The following is a 22,369-nucleotide window of genomic DNA, read 5'->3' on the forward strand; positions in this document are numbered from 1 at the left end:
CGATGAGCGACGATACTCCTTCTCCGGATCAGGTGCCGGGTGCACCGCATCCGCGCGAAACCGCTCGGCTATTTGGCCAGGACGCGGCTCAACACGCATTTCTGACGGCCTACAATTCCGACAGGCTGCACCACGGTTGGTTGCTGACCGGGCCGCGCGGCGTCGGCAAAGCAACGCTGGCGTGGCGGATCGCGCGATTTTTGCTGGCCACACCCCCGGCAGATGACGGCGGCTTGTTCGGAGCGCCGCCGCCGCCAGAAACGCTCGAAATTGATCCCGATCATCCGGTATCACATCGCATGCAGGCCGGAGCCGAACCAGGATTGGCTGTGGTCACCCGATCACCAAACGATCAGGGGCGGTTGCGCGGCGAAATTGTCGTGGACGATATCCGCAAGCTGGGTAAGTTCTTTGGTCTGTCCTCGGCTGATGGCGGACGCCGGGTGGTGATTGTGGATTCGGCGGATGAAATGAACATCAGTGCTGCCAACGCGCTGTTGAAGATGCTGGAAGAGCCGCCTGCGCGCACCACACTTTTGCTCGTATCGCACCAACCTTCGCGCTTGCTGCCAACCATCCGGTCGCGCTGCCGCACGCTGCGCCTTGGCCCGCTGAGTCCGCAGGACATGCAAACCGCCCTGTCGCAAACCGGAACAGAAGTTCCCGCCCAGACTGAACACCTGGCCGCACTTGCGGCAGGATCAGTTGGGGATGCTGTGCGGTTAATCAATCTTGGCGGTCTGGACATTTATGCCGAGCTGATCGCCATTCTGGGCACCCTGCCCCGTATGGACCGGCAACGCGCACTGGCGTTGGCCGAAGCCGCAGCACAGCGCGGTGCCGCTGATCGTTTCGAGTTGTTGCTAACGCTGATCGACGTCGCCTTGTCACGGCTGGCTTTGACTGGCGCAACCGGTACCCCCCCCGTTCCCGAAGCGGCCCCAAACGAAGGTGAAACGCTGATGCGTCTTTCGGCTTCCCCCGATCAAGCCCGCCGCTGGGCAGAAGTCGCCGCGACAATCACGGCACGCGCACGGCATGGTCAGGCGGTGAACCTTGACCCTGCCGCTCTGGTCCTAGATACGGTGTTCAAGATACAGGAAACCGCCGGTCAGAACAGATGAGCGACACCCCCCAGATTACCGACAGCCACTGCCATCTGGACTTCCCGGATTTCGACGGCCAGTTGGACGAGATCATCACGCGCGCGGCCGAGGCTGGTGTGACCCGCATGGTCACGATTTGCACCAAGCTACGCAACGAACCCAGCGTCCGTGCGATTGCCGAAGCCCATGCGCCCGTCTTCTATGCCGCCGGCACGCACCCGATGAGTGCGGCGGATGAGCCGATAACGTCGGTCGACGAACTGGTTGCCTTGGCCCAGCACCCGAAATTCGTCGGTATTGGAGAGTCTGGTCTGGACTACCACTATACCGCCGACAGTGCGGAAGTGCAGAAACAATCCTTGCGCATCCATATCGAAGCGGCCCAGCGCACTGGCCTGCCCCTGATCATTCACGCCCGCGCAGCGGATGATGACATGGCCCCAATTCTGGCCGAGGAGTATCGCAACGCACCCTATTCCTGCGTTATGCACTGCTTCTCTTCTTCTGCCGAATTGGCCAAGGCCGCGCTGGATCTGGGCTTTTACCTGTCCATGTCCGGCATCACCGCCTTCCCCAAAAGCCAGGAGTTGCGCGATATTTTCGCAACCGCACCGGTGGACCGCGTTCTGGTGGAGACCGATGCGCCCTATCTGGCCCCACCACCCTATCGCGGCAAACGTAACGAACCCGCCTACACCGCCCACACAGCCCGGAAAGGGGCTGAGGTTTTCGGCATGGATTACGCCGCTTTTGCAGCCCAGACACAGGCCAATTTTGACCGCTTGTTCACCAAGGCCGCGCTGTACAAGGCCGCTGCATGACCGGGGTGCGTTTTACAATTCTGGGCTGCGGTTCCTCGGGCGGCGTACCAAGGCTGGGCGGCCAATGGGGCGACTGCGATCCTACAAACCCGAAAAACGTGCGCCGCCGCTGCTCGCTGCTGATTGAACGCGAGGGGCCGGATGGAACGACCTCGGTTCTGGTCGATACCACGCCGGATATGCGCAGCCAGTTGCTGGACACCGGCACCGGGCGGTTGGATGGGGTGGTCTATACCCACTCGCACGCGGATCATGTACACGGGATCGACGACCTGCGCATGATCGTGTTTAACATGAAAACGCGCGTACCCGTCTGGGCGGATGGGGACACACAGAACGCGTTGCTGGGCCGTTTCGGATACGCCTTCATTCAGCCTGAAGGTTCACCTTATCCTCCGATCCTGGACCTCAAATCCATTGATGGCCCTTTCGACATCGATGGTCCCGGTGGGCCCATTACGTTGCGCCCGTTCAAAGTGAACCACGGCTCGATCGACTCTCTTGGGTTCCGCATCGGTCAGCTGGCCTATCTGCCGGATGTCGCCGAGATTTACGACGACGCCTGGCCCGAGATGGAAGGGTTGGACTGGCTGATCATCGATGCATTGCGCCGCAACCCGCATCCCACGCACGCGCATCTGGAAAAGACGCTGGGATGGATCGAACAACTGCGACCAAAACGCGCGGTGCTCACCAATATGCATATCGATCTGGACTATGCGACGGTTGACGCGGAAACTCCCGACTATATCACCCCCGCTTTTGACGGGATGGTGATCTATCAGGCGCAATAAGGCCCTGCCCCGCGCGCTCAAGATATCACAGCGCGCCTGCCGCACGGGGGCCAAATGCTGCAAAGCCTGATCGACGTCATTCTTCCGGTCTTCCTTGTGATCGGTGCCGGATACACGGCGACCCGCACGGGCTATTTCAAACAAGAGCACGTCGATGGGTTGATGAAATTCACCCAAGGTTTTGCGATTCCCTGCCTGTTGTTCTTGGCCATCGCGCATCTGGACCTTAGCGCCAGTTTCGATCCCCGGCTTTTGGCCAGCTTCTATTCCGCCGCTGCGTTGTGCTTCACTGCGGGTCTCTTTGGAGCAAGGATCATTTTTGGCAGGGACTGGGAAGACTGCGTGGCCATCGGATTCTGTTGTCTGTTTTCCAACTCGGTCCTGCTGGGCCTGCCGATAACCGAACGTGCTTATGGCCCTGAGAACCTGACGGGCAACTACGCGATCATCGCCTTCCATTCTCCGTTTTGTTACGGCGTTGGGATCACGGTGATGGAGGTCGTGCGCAATCGCGGCAACGGCGGTGTACATATGGCGCGATCAGTTCTGTCAGCGATGTTCAAAAACGCACTGATTCTTGGTATCGCGCTTGGTTTTGTCGTCAACATAACTGGTCTGGTCATCCCAGCAGTCGTGGACGAAGCGCTTGAGCTTGTTACCCGCGCCGCCTTACCGGGGGCGCTGTTTGCGTTGGGGGGTGTGTTGGTTAAATACAAACCCGAAGGCGACTTGCGCACCATTGGTTTTGTCTGCTGCATCTCTCTGATGCTGCACCCCAGCCTAGTTTGGTTATTCGGAACATCCACCGGCCTGCCGCAGGACCTGTTTCGATCAGGCGTGTTGAATGCCGCCATGGCACCGGGCTTTAACGCCTATATCTTTGCGAATATGTATGGCCGCGCCAAACGCGTTGCGGCTTCGTCCGTTTTGATCGGAACAGCAGCATCTATAATCACCGTCTGGCTTTGGTTGAGCCTTCTGGGCTAACACAGGTGTTGACTTCGGTTTTCGCAGTAACACCTATCGCAGAACGCAGCAGGAGATCCGAATGCCACACGCCATAGTCGTCGCCCACGGCCAGCCCTCTGACCCAGATCCCGCTGAGGCCGCGTTGGCTGCATTTGCAGCCAAGGTCGACGCGTTGGCCGAACATGTAACGGTGAGTTCTGCGACGCTGGCCAAGCCCGGCGCGCTTGAGGCCAAATTGGACGGCCTTCCTGAAAATTCAGTCATCTACCCGCTTTTCATGGCGAAGGGGTGGTTTGTAACAAGTGCCCTGCCGAAGCGAGTTGGAGATCACAGGGCACGTATTTTGGATCCTTTGGGCATTGATCCCGATCTGCCCGCGCTGACGGCGAACGCGCTAGAAGCGAAGTTGCGAGAAGAGCATTGGGCGGCCAATGCGACGGATTTGGTGATCGCTGCGCACGGGTCGGGCCGCAGCCGGAATCCATCGGCGGTGGCCAATGAATTTGCGAACCGGCTAGGCAGGCAGGTTGCATTTCAATCGATCCGGGTTGGCTTTGTCGAAGAACCGCCCTCGATTGCCGAAGCAGCGCGCGATGCATCTAATCAAGCGATTTGCCTACCGTTCTTCGCATGTACCGGAGGTCATGTTCTAGAAGACGTACCCGAAGAGCTGGAGCGCGCCCAATTCAAAGGTATCGTCATGCCCGTTGTCGGAGAGCTCGCCCCCATTCAGCGGCAGATCGCGCAAAAGGTCACCGAGGCGTTCGCATCAGCGTGATCCTCGGTGGACGTTCAGGATTGCGCCTTGCTCAGTGTCGAATAAAGCCGATGGCACGATCGACCATCCCGTTTGGCCTGATACAAAGCCAAATCTGCAGCATGTAAGATATCAGCCGCTTTGGGAACTTGAAACTGAGTGGACAGAGCCGTGCCGATGCTGGCTGACACAGTACAGTGTTGGTTTTGAAACATCATAGGTTCGTTCAAGCGTTGGATGAGTCGGTCAGCAATTGCCTTCAATCTGTCGTCTCGTGTCAGGTCTTTGAAAACAATGACAAACTCGTCCCCGCCAACACGGGCAACCGTATCTTCGCTGCGCGTCTCCTCAATCATGATGCGGGCCGCCTGTTGCAGGACGAAATCACCAGCAGCGTGACCCAGACTGTCATTCACGGATTTGAAGAAATCCAGATCCAGATGCATCAAGGCAAAAGTTGAATTACTTGAGATCAGATTTGCCAGCACGTGATCCATGGCCCTGCGGTTTTTTAGCCCGGTTAATGTGTCGGTATAGGCCTGTTCCTCAGCGGCGAGCATGGCGCCTTGAAGCCTCAGGTTTAGCGACCGCGACGCCTCCATCGCGGCAGATTTGGCCTCGACCAGATAAAGCAGTTCGATGGCAAGGTCGGTGCCCGAGAAATCCGCACTTGTCAGCGCGTAATCCCGCACCGCATCCAGAATTGAAATCCCGAATGACAGGTTGATGACCGCACCACCGGACCGCGGCAAAGGGGCGACCAAGCCCTTGAGGGGCGTACGCGGTTCATCCTTGAACTTCAGGTGCAACTTAGCCCCGGCCATCGATAACAACGCCGGTATGGTTGTGACTGTTCTGGGACGGATCAGCTCAAACACTTCCAGAAACCCCTGCCCGATCAGCGGCAATTCTGGTCGCAGTTTTTGAAGTGTTGGCCCCGCTTGTTGTATTCGTCCGTCTTGTTCGACCAACAGGAACATTGGACAAAGCGTTTCCAGAAGGCCCGCAAGTTCGTAAGTATCGGTCATCTGCTGTGCGCCCCCAAATCAAAGTGACGCCCTTCCGCGAAAGCGCTTTCAACCAACATGATGGAAATGACGTCACTGTCCTGCTGCTGCCCTTCATGTGACAGTATGACCAATGCGCCGTAGTCGTCTGCCATGGCACGCAAAACACCAACCATGACACTGGAATAGCCGGGCAAGCCTGGAAAGGAGCATAGCTGATACTCCGTGGCCGATAGCTCTCGCAGCTCAAGGGCCGGCAAAGTCAAATCTGACACGGCCAACCGCACCCGGTCGGCCAGATCGTCCAGCGAATGCAGAAACTCTACATAGCTTACGCCGCCAAACCTGAGCAGGCGACGCAGCCCTTCCATGTTCGGGTGGGACACAAGATATGTCCCCAAATCCTCAAGAATCTCGGCCTTTGGTCGGTTCAGATCGCCACTCAGCGCATCCAACACTCTTGTCGTCATGTCATCATCATAGATGAGCATGGCTTCAAACTCGCGAAACCCCAACCGCGCATCTTCGGTCACACGCAGCCAGCAGGCCTGCCCATAGGTAGCGCAGACAAAAGACTGTATCGCCCGATTGATCAGATCATGCATCGGAAACCCCAACTTGGTGTCCCCTGCACTCTGTGCTGACAAATCTTAACAAATAGACAAAATCCACCCTGAGTTGCAGCGAATGCAACCGGGTATCACTTCGACATTTGTCGATTGCTCAGAAATCTGTCGGCGCGCCACCCTCGGCTTTGCGGCGTTCCACAAACTCTGCCAGTTCTTCGCGAATGGCTTCGTCCATTGGTGGAGCGTCAAAGCTCGAAATGATCTCTTTGAACATGTGGTGGGCGCGTTCGGCTGTCCAAATGCCACCAGCAACCTCCCACCCTTCATAGTTCTTCCAGTCGCTCAGGAAGGGTTGATAGAACGCGGTGGTATAACGGTCCTGTGTGTGCTGAATGCCGAAGAAATGACCGTCATTGCCAACTGAGCGGATCGCATCAAGCGCGATCTCATCAGGGCCGGTGGCAGTCAATTCCGGGTTCATATAACGCTGAATTTGTTGCAGGATTTCGCAATCCATAATGAACTTTTCCGGGCTTGCAATCAGGCCACCTTCCAGCCATCCAGCCGCGTGATAGACCATGTTGGTGCCCGATTGTACGGATGCCCAAAGCGAGTTTGACGTCTCCCAAATCGACTGACCATCGGGCACGTTTGCAGCACAAACACCCGACGATCGCATCGGCAGCCCGTAGAACCGCGCCATCTGGCCGGTCATCTGGGTCGAGCGCATGTATTCCGGCGTCCCAAAAGCGGGTGCTCCGGTTTTCATATCGACATTCGACGTAAATGTGCCGATCACGCACGGAGTTCCCGGGCGCACATATTGGAACAGGGCTATAGCACATAGCGCCTCGGCAAGTGACTGGGCCACCGCACCTGCCATTGTCACCGGTGCCATGGCCCCGGCCAACGTAAAGGGTGTCACCACAATTGCCTGTCCACGTCGGGCCAGCCGTAGGCACCCGTCGATCATAGGTTGGTCATGCTTTAGAGGAGAGGTAGAGTTAATGTTGGTGTACATGCGTGGAGCGGCATCGAATTCTTCGTGGCTCAGACCGCCTGCGATGCGCACCATTTCCATCACATCCTCGACGCGCTCTTTGCCCAGAGAGTAAGCATGCATGGTTTTGTCGGTCAGCGTCAGCTTGTCGTAAAGGACGTCCAGATGCCTTATACTGGCGTGAATATCGACAGGTTCGACCGGATAACCTCCGGCGAAATGGATGCAGTTGAAATATTGCGTCAGTTTCAACAGATTTCGGCACATCTCCCGGTTGCCGGGAACTTTTGTGCCGATCTCCATATCCCAATAATTCGGCGGCGATGAGACATTGCCGAACAGAATGTTCTTTCCACCAATCTCGATCTTGCGATCCGGATTGCGTGGCGTGATCGAAAATTGACTGGGGGCTTTCGCAATCATCTCCATGACAAAGTCGCGCCCCATGCGCACATTGTCACCTTCGATGGTACAGCCTACCTCACGCAGGATGCCTATTGCCTCTTCATTGTAAAATTCGATCCCGATCTCTTCCAGGATACGCATGGCCCCGTCATGGATCGCTTCGATGCCAGCCTGATCCAAGGGCTCTGTGGGATGGTCGATGTTGATGGGCGGATCCCAGGGCATCTGATCGATCGCTGCAGTTCCTCTGCGCGCTGCAGCCCCAGCGCGGCCACCGCCGCGACGCTTGCGTGTTGTTGTATCGCCCATCACGGCCTCCATTCCTGCTTTAAACAAGCAAGCCCGGAAGACACGATGATGGCCGCTCTGTCTGCGACAGAATATGTCGGTTTTCTATTTTGGCCGTCGATTGCCGGATTTAACCGTTTACTTGCTGGCCAACCATTCAGGGATATGTCCGATATCGGGCAGGACGACGTCAGCCATGGGCGCCAGCGCCTCTGCTTCGGCCAAACCCGTCAAAACACCTATCGTCGTCATCCCGGCAGCCCGCCCGGCTTGGAGATCGTGAAGGCTGTCACCGACCATTGCCACCCGTGAAGGTTCAACCCCAACATGCGCGGCAAAGGCCAGCAGTTGACCAGGGCCTGGCTTGAACCCGTGACCACTGTCATAGCCCGCAACAAAGTCGAAATGCTCTCGAATCCCGGCGGACTCAAGGTGCTGCATGGCCGGATGTTCACTGTCATTGGTGGCCACACCCAGCTTAATCCCCGCATTCTGCAAACTTTCCAGAAACGGGACCAGAGGAACAGCAGGCGACTGAGGGGCAGCGGCGGCTTCGGCGTTCATCAGATCCACGATCTCTTCAACGGTCATGCTGTCGACATGAGCGGCCAATACGTCGGCGATTTCTTCAACAGTCGCAGCGATAACGATACTGTCTGCGGTGTATCGCTCTTGGTCCAGGTCATAGCCGATAATCTTTCCAAGTTCGGCGGCGCGGGTTGTGTCACCATTTGTCAGTCGCAGCAGCAAAGAGCGGCCAAAGCCACCCCATGTGTTTGCAAAATCAAACAGCGTGCCGTCTTTATCGAAGACGATTGCATCTATCGGCATCAAGTTCTCCAGCGGAAGAGGATTTCAGGTCCAATATACATCAGCGCCGCCGGACAAGACCGTCCGCGCCTGAGCAGGAAGATCATAGGCTAGCGCGTTGGCATCACAAAACGCCATGACCCACGAGTCGTCAAGTACCAGAAAATCCAGCACCGACGCCAGAAATTCCGGGTCTGCTGCACGCTCGCGGACATCTTGCACCGACGCGCCCGTCGAGCCCAAAAATACAGGAAAAAGCTCTTCATTTCCGGCCAACCAGCCCAAAGCTGTCAGAGCCAGCGTTTCCGCGGATTCGGATGATATCGACATAAACTGTGCTCAGATCCACTTTTGGAAAGGGTTTGTTAACCAGACTCATAAACACTTTGTTCACGCATGCAATCAACGGTGAACAACTATGTCTGTGCAGGGAACCATCCTTGTCCTCGACGGGGTAGCAACCAATCGCATCATGCTGAAAGTTCAGCTGACAGCGGCTTGGTATCACGTAGTCCAAGGTGAAAAGCTTGAAGGGCTGTTGTCGCTTGTGCGTCGCACTCAGCCTGATCTTGTTCTGACAGCTCAGACCTTGCCAGATGGAACAGCTGCGGATGTCAAAAAGGTGACCAAGACCGTTCCCGGGCTTGAAGATGTACCAGTTGTTGTACTTGCCGCACAAAACGACAGGGATGCGCGGCTGCGTGCCTTGCAGGATGGGTTGGACGATGTGCTGACGCATCCTTTCAAGGATACCTTGCTGTTGGCGCGCATCCGAAGCTTGTTGCGTGCCCATGCTGCCACTCAAGACCTTCAGGTCAGCAACGGTTCGCAGCCGATCGGGTTCGGGGAACCGGCACCAAGCGTTATCCGCCCGCCAAAAGCCGCGAAAGTTCATATTCTGACACATGCCGCGCAAACCGGCGTCATGTGGCACAAGGCGCTCAACGATCAGCGTCAGTTTTCTTTGTCCTGGCACCTGCAATCGAACCTTCAAAGCGTCCTGTCTGGCGCTGTCCCGGACGCCATCGTTGTCGAATTGGGCGCTCATCCGTCAGATCTGAATATTCTGGCTGATCTCAGATCGCGTAACGTCACGCGAAACACGGTGTTGATCGGTGTGCTTAAAGACGACAATGCCGTTCAGGCTTCAGAGGCATTGGATCGAGGTGCCGACGCCGTTTGCCTGGATGGATTCTGCGCGCAGGAGATCCTGCTTCGGCTGGACAATCAAATCGCACGCAAAGCCCGGCTGGATCACATGCGTGTATCTCTGAAAAAGGGACTTGCGGACTCGTGGATCGACTCGTTGACCGGGCTGCACAATCGCCGGTTTGCTATGCGAGCGCTGGACCAGATCGCACGCGAATCTGCGCGAACAGGAAACAGTTTTGCTGTCATGCTGGCAGACCTCGACCACTTCAAGGCAATCAACGATGACCACGGTCACGCGAGTGGCGATCTCGTGCTGAAGCAGGCGGCAGAACGTATGCGTGGTGCCCTTGGCACCAACGGATTTGTCGCCCGTATCGGTGGAGAAGAGTTCATGATAGGCGTGCCAAATGTAACACCCAAACAAGCGATGCGGCTCGCTGAATCCCTCTGTGACAGCATTTGCAGTGCGCCGTTTCAGCTCTTGGATCAGGGACCGCAAGTCAACGTGACAGTCAGCGTCGGGATGAAAATGTCCCAAGGCCCGTTCCCCGACCAAGAAAGTCCCACGCCACATATTGAGAACCTGATTAAGTCCGCTGACACCGCACTTTATGCGGCGAAAAAAGCCGGTCGCAATCAGGTGAGCGTCCGGCAAAACGCAGCTTAAAGCCGATTAGTCCTTTTTCTTGTGTTTATGCGGGCCGCGTTCGACAATGTCCTGTAATCGATCTGCATACGCCTGTCTGTCCTGATCGCTCATGGCGGTAACGCGCGCCAACCATTGCGTTTGCAAAGCCTCCTGCAATGCAGCCGTTGCCTGTGCCTGCTGTAGCAACAGCACTTCAACGGCACCCGGATCAAAGGGTACCGTGCGCAAAGCCTGGCTCATCGCCTCAAAATCCTGTTTGCGACCACTGGTCCCTTTTTTGTGCAGCCCGGACAGCTCACCCCGCATCGCTTTGCGGTCGTCTTTTGGCAACGCTCGGTACAAGGCCGGGCCAAATCCCGGCGGTGCTTTGGCGTGATCCCCGCCTTTCAGACGCAACACAGTGCCTACAGCAACGCCAACGATCAACAGATTCAGAGCCAGAGACACAACCAGGACAACGGGCATCCACCGGCGTTTGGGTTTGGGATCAGCGTTCATTCCGTGGTCTCCAGAAAACTCGTGTCATAGCCAAGGTCGGCCACAAGAAAGGCCGTCTCTTGCGTTGTCAGCAGGTTGGCAGGATCGGGCAAAAAGGCAGGCGCGGAAAACCCGATCCAGACTCCGGCCGCACTGGCCGCAACAAGGCCACTCAACCCCTGCCAGCCACCCAAATTGCGCACCAGCCTGTCCCACAACGCAGGCCCCGGTTGTGGCGCGGATTTCATGCGGCCCAAGCGCACCGCCTCGGCATCCGTTTGAATGCGCACGGCCAAATCGTCTGGCAAGGCCGGCCGTTGTTTCCGCGCCTGAGCAAACAAATGATCCAGTTCCAGATCGTTATCCGCCATTGTCATACCCCAGTTCTTCGCGCCGTCCCGCCAGAATAGCGGCCAGACTTCGTTTGCCACGCGCTGTCAGACTTTCCACCGCTTCCACGGAAACGCCCATGATCCCGGCGATTTCGGGGTTGGGCAATTCTTCAATATGGCGCAGCACAACCGCTTGTCGCTGCCGTTCGGGCAATTCGGCCAAGGCGATCTGCAACGCGTCCTTGCGAGCCTCGTCCTGCATCCGGTCAACTACACTGGCTTGACCATCTTCAGGCTCGGGAACATCCGACAGCCTGTCGGGTGTTTTCTTGCGCCGGATGTCCACACACAGGTTCAGCGTCACCCGGTACAGCCAGGTCGAGACTTTGGCCTGACCAGACACCCAATCCGGTGCCATTTGCCACAGACGCATCATCGCCTCTTGCGTCACATCTTCCGCCTCAGCCCGATTGCCCAACATGCGCAACGCGACCGAGTAACACCGTGGCCCAAGACGGTCAGTAAGAACCCGCGCGGCTTCGGCGTCGCCATCGGCAAAGCGCCCCAGCAACGCATCGTCGCTGAGGCTGCCCGCGCTGCACATCGCATCGCGGACATCTTGTGGGTGGGAGGTCAGATCCTCCATCCTGCATCAGCTATCGTCTGCGTCCGAATTGTGATGCTTCTTCTTGTGGTGCCGCCCCATCTTGTCTTTGGCATCGGCAAATTCCTGTTCCGAGATTCCGCCACTGTTATCCGCGTCCATCCGATCAAACATCTTGTCAGCCCGGCGGGGTTTCGGCAACTCGTCCTGGCTCAGAAACCCGTCGTTGTTCGCATCGTTTTTTTCGAACATCTTGGCGACGCGGTCACTTGCCTTTTTCTGTGCAGCGGCTTGCATCTCGTCAAGGCTCAGCTGGCCATCACCGTCGGCATCCGCCTGCGTGAAACGCGCGGTGCGGTGGGCCTCCATCTCTTGCTGCGTCACCTGACCGTCGCCATCGGTGTCGAGTTCCTGAAAGGATACAGGCTCGCGCCCACCTTTTCCGGCAGCCAGAACGGATGTGCCTGTAACTGCTACTGCGGACAAAACAATGGCCGTGATGAATGTCGCGTTTTTCATTTCGGTTTTCCCTTGTTGACGCGGCCCCAGTGCCGCTGCTCATATCAATTCAAACGCGGGGCAGCGGAAATTCCGTCGCAGAAAAGTGGATTTTATTGAGAATGGAATCAGAAGCGTTTTCGGCGCATCGGGTACTGAGCGTTGCAAAGCGACGCACCCCCCTTTCAAATCCGCCCATTCAAGCGCATTATCGCGCAAAGATTAATGCGCGAGTTATATTATGACGGATCAGACGATCGACACCGCGACCGACACAGAGCGTGAAACATGGCCCGCCCTTGTCAAAGGGTTTCGGTGCAAGTGCCCCAACTGTGGTGAGGGCAAGCTGTTGCACAGCTATCTCAAGGTCAATGACAGCTGCTCGAATTGCGGGCAAGAGCTGTTTCATCACCGCGCCGATGACGGTCCGGCTTATCTGACCATCCTTCTTGTTGGTCACTTGCTGGCACCTGCTTTGCACGTGTCCTACGTCCATTGGCGGCCAGACCCCTGGACCATGGCCATCGGTTTCTCAATCGGTTGCGTTGCTCTGTCGCTGTACCTGCTGCCCCGTTTGAAAGGCGCCGTTGTCGCGTATCAGTGGGCCCGCCGTATGCACGGTTTCGGAACCTCCAAGTGAACCCAACCGGTCGCGTGGCGCAGATATGACAGTAGACAAGACCGCCATCCGTGACGCCGCTACTGTCATCGTTTTGCGGGACAGATGGACCAACCCATCGATCCTTATGGGGCAACGCGGCTCCAAAGCCGTATTCATGCCGAACAAGTTTGTGTTCCCTGGCGGTGCAGTTGATCCAGCGGATTCAGAAGTGCCCCTGGCGACCAAGCTGCCCGATCTGTGCCGTGACCGTTTGGCAGAACAGGCCGAGTCCGGACTGCAACACGCGCTGGCCGCCGCTGCCATTCGAGAGCTCTGGGAAGAAACCGGGCTTGTTCTGGGCCAGCCGGGTGCGTGGTCAGGTCAAGCACCTGACGACTGGCAGAGTTTTTCGGCGATGGGGTTTGTGCCGTCTGCAGCTGCGTTGCAATTCGTTTTCCGCGCTGTAACTCCGCCCGGTCGACCTCGACGGTTTGACGCACGGTTCTTTTTGGTCGATGCGGAAGCCCTGCAAGGTGATCTGGACGATTTCAGTCGCGCCTCAGACGAGCTGTCGCACCTGCAATGGGTGCAACTTGACCGCGCGCGTGATCTTGACCTGCCCTTCATAACCGAGGTTGTTTTGGCAGAAATAGCAGCCCGGGTCACAAAACCCGAGCCGCCTGCGTCAGTGCCATTCTATAAGAACGACGAAGAAGCCAATCTATTTTTGCGACTCAGGGGCTACCCGATGCCGGAACACGATTGACCGCTCCGACTCACCGCATCCGGCTGACAACCACTGTTACTTCGGGCTTCTTGCCGATTTCCGCTTTGGCGGTCTGCCGCACGATCCGGCGCATCTCGTCTTCCAGCTTGTCATCATCGCGTAAAGTTTTGGCCGCGGCCCGCATCAGGAATTGATTCAGGTCCTCCTCCAGAATCTCCACCAAAGCCGCGCGCGAAGTTCCGATCTCGGGCAGGCCCATGGTATCGCACCAAGGTTCACCCAGCGGTTCGTCTTCCTCGTCCAAGACCACAGTGACCGTGACATGGCCGTTCAATGCCATGCGGATACGATCCCGCACCACGCCGTCCAAAGCGCCGATCTTGACCGACCCGTCCAGATATGTGCGCCCGGTTTCGACATAGTCGACAACAGCCGGGGCGTTGCCGCTGATATCCAGCATGGTGCCGTTCACGGCCAGCACACCGGATCTGCCGCCTTGCTCGGCCAGTTTGACGTGCTCGCGCAGATGACGGTGTTCACCGTGCATCGGGATCACGACCTGCGGATCGATCAGCGCATGGACCTTCTCAAGATCAGGCCGGTTGGCATGGCCTGACACGTGATAGAGACCCGAGCTGTCATCGACGACATCCACACCCTTTTCGCTGAGCTGGTTCATGATAAAGATCACGCCCCGCTCATTGCCCGGAATGGTTTTCGAGGAAAACAGGAACAGGTCACCCTCTGCCAGTTCCAGACCCCGGTACTTGCCACGGGCCAGTTGAGCGCTGGCTGCCCTACGCTCCCCCTGGCTGCCGGTCACGATCAGCATCAGATTCTGGCGCGGAAGATCCAACGCCTCTTCCGCGCTGATCACCTTTGGGAAATCCGACAGGATGCCGGTTTCGGTTGCGGCTTCGATCATTCGGCGCATGGCGCGGCCCAACAGAACAACCGACCGCCCTGCCCGCTGACCCGCTTCGGCCAGTGTTTTGACCCGCGCAACGTTTGAGGCAAACGTGGTCGCCACGACCATGCCTTCGGCGTTTTCGACCAGTTTGGTGATTTCCGGCCCAACTTCGGATTCTGAACGGCCCGGATGCGCCGAGAACACGTTTGTGCTGTCGCAAACCAACGCCTTGACGCCGGGCTTGGCGACCTCAGCCCACAAATCTGGATCAAAAGCCTCACCCACGACAGGCTGCGCATCCAGTTTGAAGTCGCCCGAATGCACGACCCGTCCCGCAGGCGTATCGATGACCAACGCCGCGCTTTCGGGGATCGAGTGCGATACAGGCAGGAAACCAACCGTAAAAGGCCCGACCGAGACCTGTTCAGGCCAGGCGGATACGGTTGTTACGGCCTCGGTTGGGTGCGCGTGTTCTTCCATCTTGCGGCGCGCGATATTGGCCGTGAACGCGCGGGCATAAATCGGCGCACCCGAGGCTTCATAGCAATGCGCCACCGCGCCAACATGGTCCTCATGCGCGTGGGTGATAAAAACGCCGTCCAGCTGGTCTGCACGCTCTTTCAACCACGAAATATCCGCGTAGATCAGGTCAACACCGGGTGTTGTGTCCATGTCCGGAAAAGTGACACCCAAATCAACAAGGATCAGGCGTTCCTGACCGGGTTTGCCATAGCCATACACATAGGCATTCATGCCAATTTCACCCGCGCCACCCAGCGGCAGGTAGATCAATCTTTCACTGCTCATTCGGAGCCATTATCCTTGTTATAGCGATGGATCACGGTCAAACCGTGCATCGTCAGATCATCTTCGATTGCGTCGAACCCTACGTCGGCCTGATCGAACAAAGGGGCCAGTCCACCAGTACCCACAACTTTCATCGGCATTCCGTATTCGGTTTTGATCCGGGCTATCAGCCCTTCGATCAGGCCGGAGTAGCCCCAATACACGCCCGATTGGATACATCCAACCGTATTCGTCCCGATCACTTTATCCGGTCGGGTAATATCGATATGCGGAAGCGCAGCCGCCCCCTGATGCAGAGCTTCAAGGCTCAGGTTTACACCAGGCGCGATAATGCCCCCGACATAGGCCCCATCGGCGGCAACAACGTCAAAGTTTGTTGCTGTGCCAAAATCCACAACAACCACATTGCCACCGTGACGATCAAACGCGCCCACTGCATTGGCCAGCCGGTCAGGACCTGGGACAGTTCCTTCGTCGACACGCGGCGGCACAGGCAATAGGCAGTCAGGCTTGCCAACCACCAGCGGGCGGCACCCGAAGAAGCGATCCGCAAAAATGCGCAGATTGAACACCACACGCGGCACGGTCGAAGCAATGACGACATCTGTTATGACCGCTTCTATGCCGTAATGTTTCACCAGCGTCGAATACCAGGTGAAATATGCGTCTGCCGTGCGCGCATGGTGGGTCGACGTGCGTAAGGTGCACAGAAACTTCTCGCCGTCCCAGATCGAGAAAACGGTGTTGGTGTTGCCGCAATCAATGGCCAGAAGCATTTAACGCCCCTTTCAGAAATACACGTCTGCCGCAGGAATGCTCACGCGGCCTTTGGCGGTGTTTAAGACAAGGTTGCCGCTTGCGTCTACTGTTTCGAAGGTTCCAACCGTCTCTGACGTTCCGGTACGCGCGGTGATGACCTCTCCCAATCGCGCGGCGCGGGCCAGCCACGCGGTGCGGATCGGTTCGAACCCATAGGTGACGAATTGGGTTTCATACCTGGCATAAGCTGCGGCCAGTTCGGTTAGGAAATCTTCGGGCGATACATTTGAACCGGTTTCCGACAGCAATGAAACGGGTCGCATGGCACCAGGTTCGACCGCATCCGCGTCAGGTGCATTGGCCAGGTTCACACCGATGCCGATCGCCAGATGCGCAACATCTTGCCCCTGCCCGGTGCTTTCCAGCAAGATACCGGCCAGCTTACCCCCGTTCAGCAGAACATCATTGGGCCATTTCAGCGACAGCCCGGCCGTTCTTCCGGTCACAGCAACACAGGCGTCGAACAAGGCCAATGCGGCCATAAAGCTGCGTAGCGCTGCCTGTTCCGGCGCACCTTGCGGGCGCATCAGCAACGTCGCGGCCAGATTACCCATCGGATTGGCCCAGGCCCGCCCCCGCCGTCCGCGCGCCGCCGTTTGGTGATGTGCCATAATCCAAACGGGACCTCGGGCAGTGGGTGCAATCCGCGCTGCCTCATTGAGAGTGCTATCGACTTCCTGCAGCTCGTGCAGCCCATAGCCTTGGGGCCATTTTGTCATATCAAAAAGGCCCGGTCACGCGACCGAGCCCCTCCTTCCGAGTGTTCAAGATATTCAGTTGACAAGCGTCGCTGCCGCAGCTGCCGCCGCGCCCTCGACACCAAACTGATAGAAGATGCCGATCAGCATCAAGGCGGCCGAGCCCATCAAGGCGACCCACAACACCGGCGTCGACCGGGTTTCAATCGGGTCTTCGTTTTCAGCCCCGAAATACATGTAGAACACGATCCGCAGGTAATAGAAGGCACCAATGACGGACGCGATGGCCGAGACGATCACAAGGCCGGTCAGACCCGCGCTGACACCTGCTTGCCAAACGCCAAATTTCGCAAAGAAACCCAGCATCGGTGGCACACCGGCCAGCGAGAACATCAGGATCAGAACGGCAAGGGCTTTGCCCGGATCGCGCTTGGAATACTGGCGCAGGGCGTCAATATCGGTGATCGGTTTGCCGTCCCGTTCCATCATCAGGATGAAGGCAAAGGTTCCGATGTTCATAGTCACGTAGATGGCCAGATACATCAGCATCGCTTTGATGCCCAACTCGGTACCTGCTGCCAGACCGATCAGAGCATAACCCATATGGGCAATCGACGAGAACGCCATCAGACGTTTGATGTCGCGCTGACCAATCGCGGCGACAGCACCCAGCAGCATCGACAGAACCGAAAGCAGGACAATCACCTGCTGCCAGTCTTTCACAATGCCACCAAACGCGTCATGCATCAGTCGCGCAAAAAGGGCCATGGCAGCCACTTTCGGCGCGGTGGCGAAAAAGGCTGTAATCGGCGTTGGCGAGCCTTCGTACACGTCCGGTGTCCACATGTGGAACGGCACGGCCGAGACTTTGAAGGCCAGACCAGAGATCAGGAAGATCAGACCAAACAGCAGGCCAATCGAAACTTCTCCGGCCTGAACGGTCGTAATGATGCCTGAAAAGAGCGTGGTTCCAGTAAAGCCATAAACCAGTGACGCACCATAAAGCAGCAAGCCCGAGCTGAGCGCACCCAGCACGAAATACTTCAGACCCGCTTCGGTCGATTTCGCGCTGTCACGACGCAATGCCGCGACAACATAGAGCGACAGCGATTGCAGCTCGAGCCCCATGTAAAGCGACATCAGATCGCCCGCGCTAACCATCATCATCATGCCAACAGCGGCAAGTGCGACCAGTAGCGGATACTCAAAACGCAGCAAGTCGCGGCGCGCCATGTAATCCTGGCTCATGACCAGAACAGCACCTGCCGAAAGCAGGATCGCAACCTTGGCGAAACGGGCGAACCCGTCGTCGACGAACATGCCATTGAAGGCCACGTTGGTCCCCTCGCCTTGTGTGGCGATCCAGATTGCCAGAAGGGCCATCAGACCAGCTGTGGTCCAGACCAACAAAGGTGCCATGCCGTCTTTCGTCGTATAGACAGCCCCCAAGAGCGCCGCCATCGCGTAGAGCGCCAGAATGATTTCCGGCAGGATAATTGTCAGATCAGCCTGGATCATGTCTCCAAAGCTCCCTTAGTGCGAGGCGGCTGTCTGGGTCGCAGCCTCAGCCGCGGCCAGAGCCGTGTCATATTTCGAAATCAGCGCGGCGGTAGATTGCCCGATCACATCCGTTACCAGCGACGGGTAAACGCCCAAAAGGATGGTCATCACAATCAGTGGGGCAAAGATCAAACGCTCGCGCGAGCTCATGTCGGTCATCGCCTTCAGGCTTTCCTTGATCAGGTCGCCAAAAACCACGCGGCGGTACAGCCACAGTGCGTAACCGGCCGAAAAGATGACACCGGTCGCAGCCACAGCCGTCACCCAGGTGTTGACCTGGAACGCGCCCATCAGGGTCAGGAATTCACCAATGAACCCGGATGTGCCCGGCAAGCCGACATTGGCCATGGTGAACAGCATGAAGACAAGCGCATAAGCAGGCATCCGAATGACCAGACCGCCATAAGCCTCGATATCCCGAGTATGCATCCGATCATAGATCACGCCCACACACAGGAACAACGCGGCCGAGATGAACCCGTGGCTCAGCATCTGGAAGATCGCGCCGTCGATGCCCTGCTGGTTTGCCGCAAAGATACCCATAGTCACAAAGCCCATATGCGCGACCGACGAGTAAGCGATCAGCTTCTTCATGTCCTCTTGCACCAGCGCCACCAGCGAGGTGTAGACAACCGCAATCGCAGACATCCAAAGCACCAGATCGGTCATCACCGCCGAACCTACGGGGAACATTGGCAGGCTGAACCGCAGGAAGCCATAGCCACCCATCTTCAGCAGGATCGCCGCCAGAACGACCGACCCTGCAGTTGGGGCCTGAACGTGCGCGTCCGGCAACCAAGTGTGCACCGGCCACATCGGCATTTTCACCGCAAACGACGCAAAGAAGGCCAAGAACATCAAAGTCTGCATACCGCCGACAACATAGATGCCCAGCACGCTGAAGCTTTCCGATGAGAATTGGTGGCTCATCAGAGCCTCAATATCCGTAGTGCCCGCATCTGCGTACATCGCCACCATCGCCACCAGCATCAGCACCGAGCCGAGGAAGGTGTAGAGAAAGAACTTGAAGCTGGCATAGATACGATCCTTGCCGCCCCAGATACCGATGATCAGGAACATTGGGATCAGGCCAGCCTCGAAGAACAGGTAAAACAGCACCAGATCCAGCGCCATGAACACGCCCAGCATCAGGGTTTCCAGCAGCAGGAAAGCCACCATGTATTCCTTGACGCGGTCGGTCACATTCCAACTGGCCAGAATGGTTAGAGGCATGATGAAGGTGGTCAACAGCACGAACAGAATGCTGATGCCATCAACGCCCATCTTGTACTTGAGACCCATCAGCCACTCACCTTCTTCCACCATCTGGAAGCCGGGGTTCGAGGGATCAAAACCGGTATAGATGCCAATCGATACCAGGAAAGTCACGGTCGTCGCCAGCAGCGCAATCCACTTGGCATTGCGTTGGGCCGCAGCGTCATCCCCATGCAGGAACAGGGCCAGAATACCTGCTGCAATCGCCGGGATGAACGTAACGATGGAAAGGATATTGTCCATTAGTTGGCCCCTCCGCCGATAGACATCCACGTTACAAGGGCTGCGATGCCCAGCACCATCCAGAAGGCATAGGTAAAGATGTACCCGGTCTGAGCCTTGCCTGCGAGGCGGGTAAAGAAGGGAACAACGCCCATTGCTACTCCGTTCAGGAAGCCATCAATTGTATTTCCATCGCCGCGTTTCCACAGGAACCGGCCAAGAGCGATGGTGGGTTTGACAAAGATCACGTTGTAGATCTCGTCAAAGTACCACTTGTTCTTGAGGAACAGGTACAGCGGGCGCTGGTTCTCGGCCAACCGCGCAGGCAGCGTCGTGTTCACGATGTAGAACCAATAGGCCACGATAAAGCCGAGGACCATCGCAACAAAGGGCGAGACCTTAACCCATTTCGGAGCGGCGTGCGCATCGTCCAACACGTGGTTGTCCGGTGCCATATACAGCGCGCCCTCGCCCGGTTCGCCAACAAAGGCATAGTGGTGATCACCGCCGTGAGCAGCTTTGTCACCGTGGCCGTCGTCTGCATGGCCCTCATCCGCATGTGTTTCAGTGCCATGACCATCATCCGCATGACCGTCATCCGAATGTGCGGCATCGTCATGCTCTTCTGCTTTGCCGTGATCGCCGGCCTCTGCGTGCTCAGACGCTTCGGCAACAGGGATGCCATAGAACTTGCCAACCTTGTCGGCGTGGCCAAAGAAATTGCCGTACCAGATCATCCCGGCAAAAACCGCGCCCAGTGACAGAACGCCCAGCGGCACCAGCATGACCATCGGGCTTTCATGCGCGTGATCATGCGTATGTTTGTCGCCACGCGGCTCACCGTAGAAGGTCAGGAAGATCAGACGCCAGCTGTAGAACGAGGTGAACGCAGCCGCCACAACCAGTAACCAGAAGCCATAGCCCGAGCCGCCCGCATAAGCGCTCTCGATGATGGCGTCCTTGGACAGGAACCCGGCAAAGCCAAATGTGGTCAGCGGAATACCAACGCCGGTGATGGCCAGCGTGCCGATCACCATCGCCCAGAAGGTATATGGGATTTTCTTCCGCAAACCGCCGTATTCGGTCATCTCCTGCTCGTGATGCATGGCGTGGATCACGGAACCCGCACCCAGGAACAATAGGGCTTTGAAGAAGGCGTGAGTGAACAGGTGGAACATCGCCGCCGAGTACATGCCCACACCAGCAGCCACGAACATGTATCCAAGCTGAGAACAGGTCGAATACGCAATCACACGCTTGATGTCGGTTTGCACCAAACCTACCGTGGCCGCAAAGAACGCGGTGGATGCGCCTAGCACAGTGATGAAGCCGGTTGCGCCCGGCGCAAACTCCATCAGCGGCGACATGCGGCAGACCAGGAAGACACCTGCCGTCACCATGGTTGCAGCGTGGATCAGGGCCGACACAGGCGTCGGGCCTTCCATCGCGTCCGGCAACCAGGTGTGCAGGATCAACTGAGCCGATTTACCCATCGCGCCGATGAACAGCAGCACACAGATGACTTCAATCGCTGTCCACTCGCCCCACAGGAAGTGCAGCTTTTCTTCGGCCAGCGCCGGGGCGGACGCAAAGATGTCCGAGAAATTGATGCTATCGGTCAGGAAGAAGATCGCGAAGATCCCAAGCGCAAAGCCGAAGTCACCCACCCGGTTCACGATGAACGCTTTCATCGCCGCCGCATTGGCCGAAGACTTGCGATAATAGAAGCCGATCAACAGGTACGAAGCGACACCCACGCCTTCCCAGCCAAAGAACATCTGCACCAGATTGTCCGCCGTCACCAGCATCAGCATGGCGAAGGTGAAGAAGGACAGATAGGCAAAGAAACGCGGCTTATAGCTTTCGCCCTCACGCCACTGCGGGTCGTGATCCATGTAGCCGAAGGAATAGAGGTGCACGAGCGCCGAAACGGTTGTCACCACGATCAGCATGATCGCGGTCAGACGGTCCAGTCGAATAGCCCAGCTTGTCGACAACGAGCCGCTTTCGATCCAGCGCATGATCTCAATCTGCTGGGTCACCCCATCAAATGTGAAGAAAACGATCCACGACAGCAGACAGGCCAGAAACAGCAGACCGGTGGACGTCCACATGGCGGCTTTCTCGCCAATGAACTTCCAGCCAAAGCCGCAGATCAGCGCGCCCACGAGCGGGGCAAAGAGGATGGTGGTTTCCATAGTTCTCTTAGCCCTTCATCATATTGACGTCTTCAACCGCGATCGTGCCACGGTTACGGAAGAAGCAGACCAGAATGGCCAGACCAATCGCCGCCTCGGCCGCCGCAACGGTCAGCACGAACAGCGTAAACACCTGCCCGACAAGATCGCCGAGGAAGCTGGAAAACGCCACGAGGTTGATATTCACCGCCAGCAGCATCAGTTCGATGCTCATCAGCAGGATGATGACGTTCTTGCGGTTCAGGAAGAGACCGAAGATGCCGATGACGAACAGCGTCGCCGCGACCGTAAGATAGTGTTCAAGTCCGATCATC

The 22,369-nt window shown here is 57.3% G+C and carries 24 protein-coding genes; 8 read left to right on the plus strand and 16 right to left on the minus strand.

The features are described from left to right. The first annotated feature begins 2 nt into the window (after positions 1-2). The 5 genes from GS646_RS10940 (at position 3) to GS646_RS10960 (ending at position 4,468) form a co-directional block, all read left to right on the plus strand. Positions 3-1,124: a DNA polymerase III subunit delta' gene (locus GS646_RS10940; protein ID WP_171184828.1), complete on the plus strand. Its 1,122-nt coding sequence runs from the start codon at positions 3-5 to the stop codon at positions 1,122-1,124. After that, positions 1,121-1,927: a TatD family hydrolase gene (locus tag GS646_RS10945; protein ID WP_171184830.1), complete on the plus strand. Its 807-nt coding sequence runs from the start codon at positions 1,121-1,123 to the stop codon at positions 1,925-1,927. Before GS646_RS10940 ends, GS646_RS10945 begins: the two co-directional genes overlap by 4 nt. Continuing rightward, on the plus strand, positions 1,924-2,721 hold the full coding sequence (locus GS646_RS10950; RefSeq protein WP_171184831.1) for an MBL fold metallo-hydrolase: 798 nt from the start codon (positions 1,924-1,926) through the stop codon (positions 2,719-2,721). Before GS646_RS10945 ends, GS646_RS10950 begins: the two co-directional genes overlap by 4 nt. 54 nt (positions 2,722-2,775) lie before the next feature. After that, positions 2,776-3,708 carry an AEC family transporter gene (locus tag GS646_RS10955; protein WP_171646694.1) on the plus strand — a complete coding sequence of 311 codons (933 nt, stop codon included), beginning with the start codon at positions 2,776-2,778 and terminating at the stop codon, positions 3,706-3,708. Positions 3,709-3,769: 61 nt separating this feature from the next. Beyond that, positions 3,770-4,468, plus strand: coding sequence for a CbiX/SirB N-terminal domain-containing protein (locus GS646_RS10960; RefSeq protein WP_171184836.1), 699 nt, complete (start codon positions 3,770-3,772; stop codon positions 4,466-4,468). 14 nt (positions 4,469-4,482) lie between these two features. Here the strand turns inward: GS646_RS10960 and GS646_RS10965 are convergent, their stop codons facing one another. From GS646_RS10965 to GS646_RS10985, 5 genes are all read right to left on the minus strand, one after another. Then, positions 4,483-5,475 (minus strand): GGDEF domain-containing protein, encoded by a 993-nt coding sequence (locus GS646_RS10965; protein ID WP_171646693.1) that lies wholly within the window; start codon positions 5,473-5,475, stop codon positions 4,483-4,485. After that, the gene (locus GS646_RS10970; protein ID WP_171184838.1) at positions 5,472-6,059 is read right to left on the minus strand and encodes a heme NO-binding domain-containing protein; all 588 of its coding nucleotides are present in this window, start codon (positions 6,057-6,059) and stop codon (positions 5,472-5,474) included. Before GS646_RS10970 ends, GS646_RS10965 begins: the two co-directional genes overlap by 4 nt. A gap of 118 nt (positions 6,060-6,177) precedes the next feature. Then, positions 6,178-7,737, minus strand: a complete 1,560-nt coding sequence (locus tag GS646_RS10975) for a trimethylamine methyltransferase family protein (RefSeq protein ID WP_171184840.1) — start codon at positions 7,735-7,737, stop codon at positions 6,178-6,180. A gap of 117 nt (positions 7,738-7,854) precedes the next feature. Further along, on the minus strand, positions 7,855-8,547 hold the full coding sequence (locus tag GS646_RS10980) for an HAD family hydrolase (RefSeq protein WP_171184841.1): 693 nt from the start codon (positions 8,545-8,547) through the stop codon (positions 7,855-7,857). Between the two features lie 24 nt (positions 8,548-8,571). After that, positions 8,572-8,856 (minus strand): DUF3572 domain-containing protein, encoded by a 285-nt coding sequence (locus GS646_RS10985; protein ID WP_171184843.1) that lies wholly within the window; start codon positions 8,854-8,856, stop codon positions 8,572-8,574. An 88-nt stretch (positions 8,857-8,944) separates the two neighbouring features. Here GS646_RS10985 and GS646_RS10990 point away from each other — a divergent pair, with 88 nt between their 5' ends. Continuing rightward, positions 8,945-10,345 carry a diguanylate cyclase gene (locus tag GS646_RS10990; RefSeq protein WP_171184845.1) on the plus strand — a complete coding sequence of 467 codons (1,401 nt, stop codon included), beginning with the start codon at positions 8,945-8,947 and terminating at the stop codon, positions 10,343-10,345. Between the two features lie 6 nt (positions 10,346-10,351). Here the strand turns inward: GS646_RS10990 and GS646_RS10995 are convergent, their stop codons facing one another. Genes GS646_RS10995 through GS646_RS11010 form a run of 4 tightly spaced genes read right to left on the minus strand, consistent with a single transcriptional unit; the run spans position 10,352 to position 12,259 of the window. Then, positions 10,352-10,825: a periplasmic heavy metal sensor gene (locus GS646_RS10995; protein WP_171092134.1), complete on the minus strand. Its 474-nt coding sequence runs from the start codon at positions 10,823-10,825 to the stop codon at positions 10,352-10,354. Continuing rightward, positions 10,822-11,175, minus strand: a complete 354-nt coding sequence (locus tag GS646_RS11000) for a hypothetical protein (RefSeq protein ID WP_253746359.1) — start codon at positions 11,173-11,175, stop codon at positions 10,822-10,824. The genes GS646_RS10995 and GS646_RS11000 overlap by 4 nt, the downstream gene beginning before the upstream one ends. Beyond that, the gene (locus tag GS646_RS11005) at positions 11,165-11,782 is read right to left on the minus strand and encodes an RNA polymerase sigma factor (RefSeq protein WP_171184849.1); all 618 of its coding nucleotides are present in this window, start codon (positions 11,780-11,782) and stop codon (positions 11,165-11,167) included. Before GS646_RS11005 ends, GS646_RS11000 begins: the two co-directional genes overlap by 11 nt. A gap of 6 nt (positions 11,783-11,788) precedes the next feature. Beyond that, positions 11,789-12,259, minus strand: a complete 471-nt coding sequence (locus GS646_RS11010; protein WP_171184851.1) for an EF-hand domain-containing protein — start codon at positions 12,257-12,259, stop codon at positions 11,789-11,791. Positions 12,260-12,479: 220 nt separating this feature from the next. On the opposite strand from GS646_RS11010, the gene GS646_RS11015 reads away from it, so the two are divergent. After that, positions 12,480-12,878, plus strand: coding sequence for a DUF983 domain-containing protein (locus GS646_RS11015; protein ID WP_171092142.1), 399 nt, complete (start codon positions 12,480-12,482; stop codon positions 12,876-12,878). A 25-nt stretch (positions 12,879-12,903) separates the two neighbouring features. Continuing rightward, complete coding sequence (locus GS646_RS11020; RefSeq protein ID WP_171184853.1) at positions 12,904-13,605, plus strand: NUDIX hydrolase; 702 nt, start codon at positions 12,904-12,906, stop codon at positions 13,603-13,605. Between the two features lie 10 nt (positions 13,606-13,615). Here GS646_RS11020 and GS646_RS11025 read toward each other — a convergent pair whose 3' ends face one another. The 7 genes from GS646_RS11025 to nuoK are packed head-to-tail and all read right to left on the minus strand — an operon-like array spanning position 13,616 to position 22,368. Then, positions 13,616-15,283: a ribonuclease J gene (locus GS646_RS11025; protein WP_171646689.1), complete on the minus strand. Its 1,668-nt coding sequence runs from the start codon at positions 15,281-15,283 to the stop codon at positions 13,616-13,618. Beyond that, on the minus strand, positions 15,280-16,059 hold the full coding sequence (locus GS646_RS11030; protein ID WP_171646687.1) for a type III pantothenate kinase: 780 nt from the start codon (positions 16,057-16,059) through the stop codon (positions 15,280-15,282). The genes GS646_RS11025 and GS646_RS11030 overlap by 4 nt, the downstream gene beginning before the upstream one ends. Before the next feature lie 12 nt (positions 16,060-16,071). Further along, positions 16,072-16,821 carry a biotin--[acetyl-CoA-carboxylase] ligase gene (locus GS646_RS11035; protein WP_171646685.1) on the minus strand — a complete coding sequence of 250 codons (750 nt, stop codon included), beginning with the start codon at positions 16,819-16,821 and terminating at the stop codon, positions 16,072-16,074. A gap of 54 nt (positions 16,822-16,875) precedes the next feature. Further along, on the minus strand, positions 16,876-18,318 hold the full coding sequence (nuoN, locus tag GS646_RS11040; protein WP_171105703.1) for an NADH-quinone oxidoreductase subunit NuoN: 1,443 nt from the start codon (positions 18,316-18,318) through the stop codon (positions 16,876-16,878). Between the two features lie 15 nt (positions 18,319-18,333). Then, positions 18,334-19,878: an NADH-quinone oxidoreductase subunit M gene (locus tag GS646_RS11045; protein ID WP_171184859.1), complete on the minus strand. Its 1,545-nt coding sequence runs from the start codon at positions 19,876-19,878 to the stop codon at positions 18,334-18,336. After that, positions 19,878-22,055, minus strand: coding sequence for an NADH-quinone oxidoreductase subunit L (nuoL, locus tag GS646_RS11050; protein ID WP_171184861.1), 2,178 nt, complete (start codon positions 22,053-22,055; stop codon positions 19,878-19,880). Before nuoL ends, GS646_RS11045 begins: the two co-directional genes overlap by 1 nt. A 7-nt stretch (positions 22,056-22,062) precedes the next feature. Further along, positions 22,063-22,368 carry an NADH-quinone oxidoreductase subunit NuoK gene (gene nuoK / locus GS646_RS11055; protein WP_005984024.1) on the minus strand — a complete coding sequence of 102 codons (306 nt, stop codon included), beginning with the start codon at positions 22,366-22,368 and terminating at the stop codon, positions 22,063-22,065. Position 22,369 lies beyond the last annotated feature (1 nt).

Origin of the sequence: Ruegeria sp. HKCCD4315 (assembly GCF_013112245.1) — a bacterium.
Lineage (GTDB): Bacteria > Pseudomonadota > Alphaproteobacteria > Rhodobacterales > Rhodobacteraceae > Ruegeria.